Source organism: Pseudomonas sp. WOUb67, assembly GCF_050058005.1.
Classification (GTDB): Bacteria; Pseudomonadota; Gammaproteobacteria; order Pseudomonadales; family Pseudomonadaceae; genus Aquipseudomonas; species Aquipseudomonas putida_R.
This window is the reverse complement of record NZ_CP170112.1, coordinates 153,659-165,983: the sequence shown is the minus strand read 5'-3', so window position 1 is coordinate 165,983 and position 12,325 is coordinate 153,659. Positions and strand designations below refer to the sequence as shown.

At 57.5% G+C, this 12,325-nt stretch carries 12 protein-coding genes; all 12 read left to right on the top strand.

From position 1 onward, the window contains the following. Nucleotides 1–8 precede the first annotated feature (8 nt). The 12 genes from rpoC to rplV all read left to right on the top strand — a co-directional run bounded on the left by rpoC (nt 9) and on the right by rplV (nt 12,320). Nucleotides 9–4,208, top strand: coding sequence for a DNA-directed RNA polymerase subunit beta' (gene rpoC / locus ABOC32_RS00800; protein WP_063426236.1), 4,200 nt, complete (start codon nt 9–11; stop codon nt 4,206–4,208). 211 nt (nt 4,209–4,419) lie between these two features. After that, on the top strand, nt 4,420–4,791 hold the full coding sequence (rpsL, locus tag ABOC32_RS00795) for a 30S ribosomal protein S12 (RefSeq protein ID WP_003255492.1): 372 nt from the start codon (nt 4,420–4,422) through the stop codon (nt 4,789–4,791). Between the two features lie 106 nt (nt 4,792–4,897). Further along, nucleotides 4,898–5,368, top strand: coding sequence for a 30S ribosomal protein S7 (rpsG, locus tag ABOC32_RS00790; RefSeq protein WP_008089143.1), 471 nt, complete (start codon nt 4,898–4,900; stop codon nt 5,366–5,368). A 30-nt stretch (nt 5,369–5,398) separates the two neighbouring features. Further along, the gene (gene fusA, locus ABOC32_RS00785) at nt 5,399–7,543 is read left to right on the top strand and encodes an elongation factor G (RefSeq protein WP_063426234.1); all 2,145 of its coding nucleotides are present in this window, start codon (nt 5,399–5,401) and stop codon (nt 7,541–7,543) included. 27 nt (nt 7,544–7,570) lie between these two features. Next, nucleotides 7,571–8,764, top strand: coding sequence for an elongation factor Tu (gene tuf / locus ABOC32_RS00780; RefSeq protein ID WP_086974834.1), 1,194 nt, complete (start codon nt 7,571–7,573; stop codon nt 8,762–8,764). A gap of 142 nt (nt 8,765–8,906) precedes the next feature. Beyond that, entirely contained in the window at nt 8,907–9,218 is a 312-nt protein-coding gene (gene rpsJ, locus ABOC32_RS00775; protein WP_003186070.1) for a 30S ribosomal protein S10, read from the top strand. Nucleotides 9,219–9,298: 80 nt separating this feature from the next. Next, on the top strand, nt 9,299–9,934 hold the full coding sequence (rplC, locus tag ABOC32_RS00770; protein WP_003257089.1) for a 50S ribosomal protein L3: 636 nt from the start codon (nt 9,299–9,301) through the stop codon (nt 9,932–9,934). Nucleotides 9,935–9,946: 12 nt separating this feature from the next. Continuing rightward, nucleotides 9,947–10,549, top strand: a complete 603-nt coding sequence (gene rplD, locus ABOC32_RS00765) for a 50S ribosomal protein L4 (protein WP_086974835.1) — start codon at nt 9,947–9,949, stop codon at nt 10,547–10,549. Continuing rightward, nucleotides 10,546–10,845, top strand: a complete 300-nt coding sequence (gene rplW / locus ABOC32_RS00760) for a 50S ribosomal protein L23 (protein WP_003255484.1) — start codon at nt 10,546–10,548, stop codon at nt 10,843–10,845. Before rplD ends, rplW begins: the two co-directional genes overlap by 4 nt. A 14-nt stretch (nt 10,846–10,859) precedes the next feature. Beyond that, nucleotides 10,860–11,684, top strand: a complete 825-nt coding sequence (gene rplB / locus ABOC32_RS00755) for a 50S ribosomal protein L2 (protein WP_016393391.1) — start codon at nt 10,860–10,862, stop codon at nt 11,682–11,684. Between the two features lie 16 nt (nt 11,685–11,700). Next, nucleotides 11,701–11,976 carry a 30S ribosomal protein S19 gene (gene rpsS / locus ABOC32_RS00750; RefSeq protein ID WP_234229346.1) on the top strand — a complete coding sequence of 92 codons (276 nt, stop codon included), beginning with the start codon at nt 11,701–11,703 and terminating at the stop codon, nt 11,974–11,976. Between the two features lie 11 nt (nt 11,977–11,987). Beyond that, on the top strand, nt 11,988–12,320 hold the full coding sequence (gene rplV, locus ABOC32_RS00745) for a 50S ribosomal protein L22 (protein WP_003103908.1): 333 nt from the start codon (nt 11,988–11,990) through the stop codon (nt 12,318–12,320). Nucleotides 12,321–12,325: the final 5 nt, after the last annotated feature.

Genomic DNA, 12,325 nt, shown 5'->3' with positions numbered 1-12,325 from the left:
GAAAGGCCTTGAAAGACCTACTGAATTTGCTGAAAAACCAGGGTCAAGTCGAAGAGTTCGACGCCATCCGTATCGGGCTGGCGTCACCTGAGATGATCCGTTCGTGGTCGTTCGGTGAAGTTAAGAAGCCGGAAACCATCAACTACCGTACGTTCAAACCTGAGCGTGACGGCCTGTTCTGCGCCAAGATCTTTGGCCCAGTCAAGGACTACGAGTGCCTGTGCGGCAAGTACAAGCGCCTCAAGCACCGCGGCGTAATCTGCGAGAAGTGTGGCGTTGAAGTTGCCCTGGCCAAGGTTCGTCGTGAGCGCATGGCGCACATCGAACTGGCCTCGCCGGTTGCCCACATCTGGTTCCTGAAGTCGCTGCCGTCCCGTATCGGCCTGCTGATGGACATGACCCTGCGTGATATCGAGCGCGTTCTCTACTTCGAGAGCTACGTCGTTATCGACCCGGGCATGACCACCCTGGAAAAGGGTCAGCTGCTGAACGATGAGCAGTACTTCGAAGCGCTGGAAGAGTTCGGTGACGACTTCGACGCCCGCATGGGTGCCGAGGCTGTCCGCGAGCTGCTGCACGCTATCGACCTGGAGCACGAGATCGGTCGCCTGCGTGAAGAGATTCCGCAGACCAACTCGGAAACCAAGATCAAGAAGCTGTCCAAGCGCCTGAAGCTGATGGAAGCTTTCCAGGGCTCGGGCAACCTGCCTGAGTGGATGGTCCTGACCGTCCTGCCAGTGCTGCCGCCGGACCTGCGTCCGCTGGTACCGCTGGATGGCGGCCGCTTCGCGACCTCCGACCTGAACGACCTGTATCGTCGGGTGATCAACCGTAACAACCGTCTGAAGCGCCTGCTCGATCTGTCCGCGCCGGACATCATCGTGCGCAACGAAAAGCGCATGCTGCAGGAGGCGGTCGACGCCCTGCTGGACAACGGCCGTCGCGGTCGCGCCATCACTGGCTCGAACAAGCGTCCGCTGAAGTCCCTGGCCGACATGATCAAAGGTAAGCAAGGTCGCTTCCGTCAGAACTTGCTCGGTAAGCGTGTTGACTACTCCGGTCGTTCGGTAATTACCGTAGGCCCGACCCTGCGTCTGCACCAGTGCGGTCTGCCGAAGAAGATGGCCCTCGAGCTGTTCAAGCCGTTCATTTTCGGCAAGCTGGAAATGCGTGGTCTGGCGACCACCATCAAAGCTGCCAAGAAGATGGTCGAGCGCGAGCTGCCAGAGGTGTGGGACGTTCTCGCTGAAGTGATTCGCGAACACCCCGTACTGCTCAACCGTGCACCGACCCTTCACCGTCTGGGTATCCAGGCGTTCGAGCCTGTGCTCATCGAAGGTAAGGCCATCCAGCTTCACCCGCTGGTCTGTGCCGCGTACAACGCCGACTTCGACGGTGACCAGATGGCCGTTCACGTGCCGCTGACCCTGGAAGCTCAGCTCGAAGCGCGCGCGCTGATGATGTCGACCAACAACATTCTGTCGCCAGCCAACGGTGAGCCAATCATCGTTCCGTCGCAGGACGTTGTACTGGGTCTGTACTACATGACCCGTGAAGCCATCAACGCCAAGGGCGAGGGTCGCGTATTCGCCGACCTGCAGGAAGTCGACCGCGTATTCCGCGCCGGCGAAGCTGCCCTGCACGCGAAAATCAAGGTCCGTATCAACGAGACCGTGAATGACCGTGATGGCAGCTCGACCAAGAACACCCGTATCGTCGACACCACTGTCGGCCGTGCGCTGCTGTTCCAGGTTGTGCCAGCAGGCCTGCCGTACGATGTCGTCAACCAGCCGATGAAGAAAAAGGCGATCTCCAAGCTGATCAACCAGTGCTACCGCGTGGTTGGTCTGAAAGAGACCGTTATCTTCGCCGACCAGCTGATGTACACCGGTTTCGCTTACTCCACCATCTCTGGCGTGTCCATTGGTGTGAACGACTTTGTCATCCCGGATGAGAAAGCGCGCATCATCAACAGCGCTACCGATGAAGTGAAGGAAATCGAGAGCCAGTACGCCTCCGGCCTGGTAACCCAGGGCGAGAAGTACAACAAGGTCATCGACTTGTGGTCGAAGGCGAACGACGAAGTGTCCAAGGCGATGATGGCCAACCTCTCGAAAGAGAAGGTCATCGACCGCGAAGGCAAGGAAGTCGAGCAAGAGTCCTTCAACTCGATGTACATGATGGCTGACTCCGGTGCGCGGGGTTCCGCAGCCCAGATCCGTCAGCTGGCCGGTATGCGTGGCCTGATGGCCAAGCCGGACGGCTCGATCATCGAGACGCCGATCACCGCGAACTTCCGTGAAGGTCTGAGCGTACTCCAGTACTTCATCTCGACTCACGGTGCTCGTAAAGGTCTGGCGGATACCGCCTTGAAGACTGCGAACTCCGGTTACCTGACCCGTCGTCTGGTGGACGTTGCGCAAGACCTGGTTGTGACCGAGATCGACTGCGGTACCGACCATGGCTTGCTGATGACTCCGCACATTGAAGGCGGTGACGTTGTAGAGCCGTTGGGTGAGCGTGTACTGGGCCGTGTCATCGCCCGCGACGTGTTCAAGCCAGGCACCGAGGACGTCATCGTTCCGGCCGGTACCCTGGTAGACGAGCAGTGGGTCGAGTTCATCGAGCTCAACAGCATCGACGAAGTTATCGTGCGTTCGCCGATCAACTGCGAAACCCGCTTCGGTATCTGCGCCAAGTGCTACGGTCGTGACCTGGCGCGCGGTCACCAGGTGAACATCGGTGAAGCTGTCGGCGTTATCGCTGCACAGTCGATCGGTGAGCCGGGTACCCAGCTGACCATGCGTACGTTCCACATCGGTGGTGCTGCAAGCCGTACTTCGGCTGCCGACAGCGTCCAGGTGAAGAACGGCGGTATGGTACGTCTGCACAACCTGAAGCATGTCGTGCGCGCCGATGGCAACCTGGTTGCTGTTTCGCGTTCCGGCGAGCTGGCCATTGCCGACGAATTCGGTCGTGAGCGTGAGCGTTACAAGCTGCCTTACGGTGCGGTAATTTCGGTCAAGGAAGGCGAGAAGGTCGAAGCTGGCGCCATCGTCGCCAAGTGGGACCCGCACACCCACCCGATCGTTACCGAGCTGAAAGGTACCGTGACCTTCGTGGGCATGGAAGAAAACATCACCATCAAGCGTCAGACCGACGAACTGACCGGCCTGACCAACATTGAAGTACTGGACGTCAAGGATCGCCCTGCCGCAGGCAAGGAAATCCGTCCGGCAATCAAGATGGTCGACGCCAATGGCAAGGACCTGTACCTGCCAGGTACCGACGTACCGGCGCAGTACTTCCTGCCAGCCAACGCCTTGGTGGGTGTTGCTGACGGTGCTCAGATCGGTGTTGGTGACGTTATCGCGCGTATCCCGCAAGAAACGTCGAAGACCCGTGACATCACCGGTGGTCTGCCACGCGTAGCTGACTTGTTCGAAGCGCGTCGTCCGAAAGAAGCCTCGATTCTGGCTGAAGTCAGCGGTACCATCGCGTTCGGTAAAGAGACCAAGGGCAAGCGTCGTCTGGTCATCACTCCGACCGACGGTAGCGATCCGTACGAAGAGCTGATTCCGAAGTGGCGCCACCTGAACGTCTTCGAAGGCGAACAGGTAAACCGCGGCGAAGTTATCTCCGACGGCCCGAGCGATCCGCACGACATCCTGCGTCTGCTGGGTGTGAGCGCGCTGGCGAAGTACATCGTCAACGAGATTCAGGACGTTTACCGTCTGCAAGGCGTTAAGATCAACGACAAGCACATCGAGACCATCCTGCGTCAGATGCTGCGCAAGGTCGAGATCTCCGAGTCGGGCGATTCCAGCTTCATCAAGGGCGACCAGATGGAACTGACTCACGTACTGGTCGAGAACGAGCGTCTCGCCGGCGAAGACAAGTTCATCTCGAAGTTTACCCGTGTGCTGCTGGGTATCACCAAGGCGTCGCTGTCGACCGAGTCGTTCATCTCCGCGGCTTCCTTCCAGGAAACCACCCGCGTACTGACCGAAGCGGCGGTAACCGGCAAGCGCGATTACCTGCGCGGCCTGAAAGAGAACGTCGTCGTGGGTCGTCTGATCCCGGCGGGTACTGGTCTGGCCTACCACAGCGAGCGCAAGCGTCGCCGTGAAGCCGACAAACCGCTGCGTGTAAGCGCCAGTGAGGTGGAAGCCGCACTGACCGAAGCGCTGAATTCCAGCGGTAACTAAGTACAGGGCAGGGCCCCGGCAAGCCTCGAACGGCCATCGGTGACATGAATTGTTGCCGATGATCGGGCGAGGAGGGCCGGGGCCTTGTCTTGACTGGGTGCAAGATCCTCCGTAGACTTTTGTACCCTTAAATTTGGTGAGGCTCCGTCTCGCCAATTTTTGGCTTTCTTGCAAGACAATAGAGTCGCAAGACAATCAGTGGAGCTAGTAGATGGCAACTATCAACCAGCTGGTACGTCAGCCGCGTAAGCGTTCGGTCGAGAAATCCGACGTTCCTGCGCTGCAGAACTGCCCGCAACGTCGTGGCGTGTGCACCCGTGTGTACACCACCACGCCGAAAAAACCTAACTCGGCACTGCGTAAAGTATGCCGTGTGCGTCTGACCAACGGTTTCGAGGTTTCCTCGTACATCGGCGGTGAAGGCCACAACCTGCAAGAGCACAGCGTCGTCCTGATCCGTGGCGGCCGTGTAAAAGACTTGCCAGGTGTTCGTTACCACACCGTTCGCGGCTCTCTGGATACTTCGGGCGTTAAAGGCCGTAACCAGGGTCGTTCGAAGTACGGTACCAAGCGTCCGAAGTAATCGGCCGTTTGCACACATCCATTTTTTTGAGTCGATAAGAGTAAGGTCGGGCAGGGGTCGAAGACCCACGTCCCGGGCTAACCTGAAGACCGTTTGAGGGCTTATCATGCCAAGACGTCGTGTAGCAGCAAAACGTGAGATTCTGGACGATCCTAAATACGGATCCCAAATCCTCGCCAAGTTCATGAACCACGTGATGGAAAGCGGCAAGAAGGCCGTGGCCGAGCGCATCGTTTACGGTGCACTGGACAAGGTCAAAGAGCGCAAGAACAGCGACCCCCTGGAAATCTTCGAGAAAGCTCTCGACGCCATCGCTCCGCTGGTCGAAGTAAAGTCCCGTCGTGTCGGCGGTGCCACTTACCAGGTTCCGGTTGAAGTTCGTCCATCCCGTCGTAATGCTCTGGCAATGCGCTGGCTCGTAGACTACGCCCGCAAGCGTGGCGAGAAGTCGATGGCTCTGCGCCTGGCTGGCGAGCTGCTGGATGCTGCCGAAGGCAAAGGTGCTGCAGTCAAGAAGCGTGAAGACGTTCACCGTATGGCTGAAGCCAACAAAGCGTTCTCGCACTACCGCTTCTAATTCAGGCATCAATCATTTTGCGAGGGCTTTATGGCTCGTACTACAGCAATTAACCGCTACCGTAACATTGGTATCTGTGCCCACGTTGACGCGGGCAAGACCACCACTACCGAGCGGATCCTGTTCTACACAGGCCTGAGCCACAAGATGGGCGAGGTGCATGATGGCGCCGCGACCACCGACTGGATGGTGCAGGAGCAGGAGCGGGGTATCACCATTACCTCCGCTGCCGTTACCACCTTCTGGAAAGGTTCTGTTGGTCAGTATGACAACTACCGTGTAAACGTTATCGATACCCCTGGCCACGTTGACTTCACCATTGAAGTAGAGCGTTCGCTGCGCGTACTCGACGGCGCGGTCGTTGTGTTCTGCGGTACCTCCGGCGTTGAGCCTCAGTCCGAAACTGTATGGCGTCAGGCCAACAAGTACGGCGTTCCACGTGTTGTCTACGTGAACAAGATGGACCGTGCCGGTGCAAACTTCCTGCGCGTCGTAGGTCAGATCAAGAACCGCCTGGGTCACACCCCGGTTCCTGTTCAGCTGGCCATCGGCTCGGAAGATAACTTCCAGGGTCAGGTCGACCTGATCAAGATGAAGGCTATCTACTGGAACGACGACGACAAAGGCACCACTTATCGCGAGGAAGAAATTCCTGCCGATATGCTGGAGCTGGCTCAAGAGTGGCGCTCCAACATGGTTGAAGCGGCTGCCGAGTCCAGCGAAGAGCTGATGAACAAGTACCTGGAAGGCGAAGAGCTGACCGTCGAAGAGATCAAAGCCGGTCTGCGCGCGCGCACCCTGGCCAGCGAAATCGTACCGGCCGTCTGCGGTTCGTCGTTCAAGAACAAGGGCGTTCCCCTGGTTCTCGACGCCGTCATCGACTACCTGCCTGCTCCGACCGAGATCCCTGCAATCCAGGGTATCAACCCGGACGACAAGGAGCTGGACAAAGAAGATCCGGCTGTTCGTAAAGACGTGCGTCACGCCGACGACGACGAGCCGTTCTCGGCTCTGGCGTTCAAGATCGCAACTGACCCGTTCGTAGGTACTCTGACCTTCGTTCGCGTCTACTCGGGCGTTCTGACCTCCGGTGACTCCGTCATCAACTCGGTCAAAGGCAAGAAAGAGCGCGTTGGTCGTATGGTGCAGATGCACGCCAACCAGCGTGAAGAAATCAAGGAAGTGCGCGCTGGCGACATCGCCGCACTGATCGGCATGAAAGACGTGACCACAGGCGAAACCCTGTGCAACGCCGACAAGCCAATCATCCTTGAGCGTATGGACTTCCCTGAGCCGGTGATTTCGCTCTCCGTAGAGCCGAAAACCAAGGCTGACCAGGAGAAGATGGGTATTGCACTGGGCAAGCTGGCCCAGGAAGACCCGTCGTTCCGCGTCAAGACCGACGAAGAGACTGGCCAGACCATCATCTCGGGCATGGGTGAGCTGCACCTGGACATCCTCGTTGACCGCATGAAGCGCGAGTTCAACGTCGAAGCCAACATCGGCAAGCCTCAGGTTTCGTACCGCGAGAAGATCACCAAGTCCAACGTCGAGATCGAAGGCAAGTTCGTTCGTCAGTCGGGCGGTCGTGGTCAGTTCGGTCACTGCTGGATCCGTTTCTCGGAGCCAGAAGTCGACGAGAAAGGCAACATCACCGAAGGTCTGGTGTTCTCCAACGAAGTCGTTGGTGGTGTGATTCCTAAGGAATTCATCGCCCCGATCCAGAAGGGTATCGAAGAGCAGATGAAGAACGGCGTTGTTGCCGGCTATCCTCTGATCGGCCTGAAGGCCGCGGTATTCGATGGTTCGTATCACGACGTCGACTCCAACGAAATGGCGTTCAAAATCGCCGCTTCGATGGCGACCAAGCAACTGGCCCAGAAGGGCGGTGGCGTGGTTCTCGAGCCGATCATGAAGGTCGAAGTTGTAACCCCGGAAGACTACCTGGGTGACGTGATGGGTGACCTGAACCGTCGTCGTGGTCTGGTCCAGGGTATGGATGAATCGGTCTCTGGCCGTGTCGTCCGCGCTGAAGTACCGCTCGGAGAAATGTTCGGTTACGCAACCGACGTTCGTTCCATGTCTCAGGGTCGCGCAAGCTACTCCATGGAATTCTCCAAATACGCCGAAGCTCCGTCGAACATCGTCGAAGCACTCGTTAAAAAACAAGGCTAATCCCCTTTAGGCAAGAGGTTCACTGTCGTGGCTAAAGAAAAATTTGATCGTTCCCTTCCCCACGTTAACGTCGGCACTATCGGCCACGTTGACCACGGTAAGACCACTCTGACCGCAGCTCTGACTCGCGTCTGCTCCGAAGTTTTCGGTTCGGCAGTCGTTGAGTTCGACAAGATCGACTCGGCTCCGGAAGAAAAAGCGCGCGGTATCACCATCAACACCGCTCACGTCGAGTACAACTCGAACATTCGTCACTACGCTCACGTTGACTGCCCAGGTCACGCTGACTACGTGAAGAACATGATCACCGGTGCTGCCCAGATGGACGGCGCGATCCTGGTTTGCTCGGCCGCCGATGGTCCGATGCCACAAACCCGTGAGCACATCCTGCTGTCCCGTCAGGTTGGCGTTCCGTACATCGTGGTCTTCCTGAACAAGGCTGACCTGGTAGACGACGCTGAGCTGCTGGAACTGGTCGAGATGGAAGTTCGCGACCTGCTGTCCACCTACGACTTCCCAGGCGACGACACTCCGATCATCATCGGTTCGGCTCGTATGGCGCTGGAAGGCAAAGACGACAACGAAATGGGCACCACCGCTGTCAAGCGTCTGGTTGAAACTCTGGACAGCTACATCCCAGAGCCAGAGCGCGCTATCGACAAGCCGTTCCTGATGCCAATCGAAGACGTATTCTCGATCTCGGGTCGTGGTACCGTTGTTACCGGCCGTATCGAGCGTGGTATCGTCCGCGTTCAAGAGCCGCTGGAAATCGTTGGTCTGCGTGACACTCAAACCACCACCTGCACCGGTGTTGAGATGTTCCGCAAGCTGCTGGACGAAGGCCGTGCTGGCGAGAACTGCGGCGTTCTGCTGCGTGGTACCAAGCGTGACGACGTTGAGCGTGGCCAGGTTCTGGTCAAGCCAGGTTCGGTCAAGCCGCACACCAAGTTCACCGCAGAAGTCTACGTCCTGTCGAAGGAAGAAGGCGGCCGTCACACTCCGTTCTTCAAAGGCTACCGTCCTCAGTTCTACTTCCGTACCACTGACGTGACCGGTAACTGCGAACTGCCGGAAGGCGTTGAAATGGTAATGCCAGGTGACAACATTCAGATGACTGTTACCCTGATCAAGACCATCGCAATGGAAGACGGTCTGCGCTTCGCTATCCGTGAAGGCGGTCGTACCGTCGGCGCCGGCGTCGTAGCCAAAATCATCGAGTAATCACTCGACCGATTGAAAAAGGCCTCCGCTCAGCGGGGGCTTTTTTTATTGGGTTGACACTAAATTGGGGCGTCTATAGAATCACGCCTCCTTTTAGCGGGCGTAGTGCGTCCGTTGGGAACAGCCTGGAGTCTGAAATCCAATGCAAAATCAGCAAATCCGAATCAGGTTGAAGGCTTTCGACCATCGCCTGATCGACCAATCCACCCAGGAAATCGTGGAAACCGCGAAACGTACTGGTGCACAAGTGCGTGGTCCGATTCCACTGCCTACCCGCAAAGAGCGTTTCACCGTTCTGGTCTCCCCGCACGTCAACAAAGACGCGCGTGACCAGTACGAGATTCGCACTCATAAGCGTGTTCTGGACATCGTCCAGCCAACGGATAAAACCGTTGACGCGCTGATGAAGCTTGATCTGGCGGCAGGTGTGGAAGTTCAGATCAGCCTCGGCTAAGACTTCGGTCTAGTCGTGTAACGCTCTGAAATGGGCGGCCATAGCGGGTGAAAGCCCCGTACACTCATGAGGTTTACAACATGACTATTGGTGTAATCGGTCGCAAGTGCGGTATGACCCGCATTTTCACCGAAGAAGGTGTCTCCATTCCGGTCACGGTCATTGAGATCGAGCCGAATCGTGTCACCCAGTTCAAAACTGAAGAAACCGATGGCTACCGTGCAGTGCAAGTCACTGTCGGCGAGCGTCGTGCTTCGCGTGTGACTGCCGCTCAGGCAGGCCACTTCGCCAAGGCTAACGTTGCCGCTGGTCGCGGTGTTTGGGAGTTCCGTCTTGAAGAAGGCGATTTCCAGGCTGGCGATCTGATCAAAGCTGAACTCTTCACTGCAGGCCAGCTGGTAGACGTTACTGGTCAGTCCAAAGGTAAAGGCTTCGCCGGTACCATCAAGCGCTGGAACTTCCGTGGTCAGGACAACACCCACGGTAACTCCGTGTCGCACCGTGTTCCTGGTTCCATCGGCCAGTGCCAGACTCCTGGTCGTGTGTTCAAGGGCAAGAAAATGTCCGGCCACATGGGCGCCGAGCGCGTGACTGTTCAGTCCCTGGAAGTAGTTCGCGTAGACGCTGAACGCAACCTGCTGCTGGTCAAGGGTGCCGTTCCTGGCGCTACTGGCGGCGACGTGGTTGTACGTCCAGCTGTCAAGGCTCGCGGTTAAGGGGAAACTGACATGCAACTCAATGTAAATGACGCTCAGGCGATCGAAGTTTCCGAACTGACTTTCGGTGGCGAATTCAACGAGACGCTGGTACACCAAGCAGTCGTGGCCTACATGGCCGGCGGCCGTCAGGGCACCAAGCAGCAAAAGACCCGTTCCGACGTGGCTGGTGGCGGTAAGCGCCCATGGCGTCAGAAGGGTACTGGCCGTGCTCGTGCTGGTACCACTCGTGGTCCGATCTGGCGTGGCGGTGGTGTAACCTTCGCAGCTCGCCCTCAAGATCACTCGCAGAAGCTCAACAAGAAGATGTACCGCGCAGCTCTGCGCTCCATCCTCGCTGAGCTGGTGCGTAGCGACCGTCTGGTCGTGGTTCAGGACTTCGCTGTTGAAGCACCGAAAACCAAAGATCTGCTGAACAAGCTGAACGGCATGGGTCTGACCGACGTACTGATCGTTTCGGACGCTGTTGATCAGAACCTGTACCTGGCTGCTCGCAACCTGCCGCACGTCGACGTACGTGACGTACAAGGTTCCGACCCGGTCAGTCTGATCGCATACGAGAAAGTGTTGATCACTGTCTCGGCCGTGAAGAAATTCGAGGAGCTGCTGGGATGAACCAGGAACGCGTATTTAAAGTCCTCCTTGGCCCGCACGTTTCCGAGAAGGCTACCGTTCTGGCTGAGAAGAAAGGCCAGTTCGTATTCAAGGTTGCTACCGACGCAACCAAGCTGGAAATCAAGAAAGCTGTCGAAGGCCTGTTCAACGTAAAAGTTGAAAACGTGTCGACTGTTAACGTTCTGGGTAAAACCAAGCGTACCGCACGTGGTCTGGGCAAGCGTAATGACTGGAAGAAGGCGATCGTCTCCCTTCAGCCAGGCCAAGATCTCGATTTCAGCAGCAGTGCTGAGTAAGGAAGGGGTGCATCATGGCAATCGTTAAATGCAAACCGACTTCCCCTGGCCGCCGTTTCGTGGTCAAGGTGGTCAACAAGGAGCTGCACAAAGGCGCTCCTCACGCACCGCTGCTCGAGAAGAAATCGAAGTCTGGTGGTCGTAACAACAATGGCCGCATTACCACTCGTCACGTTGGTGGTGGTCATAAGCAGCATTACCGTCTGGTTGACTTCCGTCGCAACGACAAAGATGGCATTCCAGCCACTGTCGAGCGTATCGAATACGACCCGAACCGTACTGCTCACATCGCCCTGCTGTGCTACGCAGACGGTGAGCGTCGCTACATCATCGCCCCTAAAGGCGTGAGCGCTGGCGACCAGCTGATCGCAGGTGCCCTGGCCCCAATCAAGGCCGGTAACTCCCTGCAGCTGCGCAACATCCCAGTAGGTAGCACCATTCACGGCATCGAACTGAAGCCGGGTAAAGGTGCTCAGATCGCTCGTTCCGCTGGTGCTTCGGCTCAGCTGATCGCTCGTGACGGCGTATACGTGACTCTGCGTCTGCGTTCCGGTGAAATGCGTAAAGTACTGGCTGAGTGCCGTGCGACCCTGGGCGAAGTCTCGAACTCCGAGCACAGCCTGCGTTCGCTGGGTAAAGCAGGTGCCAAACGCTGGCGCGGCGTTCGCCCAACCGTTCGTGGCGTTGCCATGAACCCGGTTGACCACCCACATGGTGGTGGTGAAGGTCGTACCTCCGGTGGTCGTCATCCGGTATCGCCATGGGGCTTCCCAACCAAGGGTGCTAAAACCCGTGGTAATAAGCGTACCGACAACATGATCGTCCGTCGTCGCAAGTAACTAGAGGGATACGACAGTGCCACGTTCTCTGAAAAAAGGTCCTTTTATCGATCTTCACCTGTTGAAGAAGATCGAAGTGGCGGTGGAGAAGAACGATCGCAAGCCAGTTAAAACCTGGTCGCGCCGTTCGATGATCCTGCCACAAATGGTCGGTCTGACCATCGCGGTACACAACGGTCGCCTGCATGTTCCAGTTCTCGTGAACGAAGACATGGTCGGCCACAAACTGGGCGAGTTTGCCGGTACCCGCACCTACCGCGGGCACGTGGCTGACAAGAAAGCCAAGCGTTAAGGGGTTAGGAAATGGAAGTAGCCGCTAAGTTGTCGGGCGCTCGCATCTCCGCCCAGAAAGCCCGCTTGGTCGCCGACCAGATCCGCGGGAAGAAGGTGGGCGAAGCGCTCAACCTGTTGGCCTTCAGCAGCAAAAAAGCCGCTGAAATCATGAAGAAAGTCCTCGAGTCGGCCGTTGCCAACGCCGAACACAACGAAGGCGCAGACGTTGATGACCTGAAGGTCTCCACCGTCTTCGTCAACGAAGGGCGTTCGCTGAAGCGCATCATGCCGCGTGCCAAAGGCCGCGCAGATCGCATCGTCAAGCGGTCTTGCCATATCACTGTCAAGGTTGCGGACAAGTAACGGAG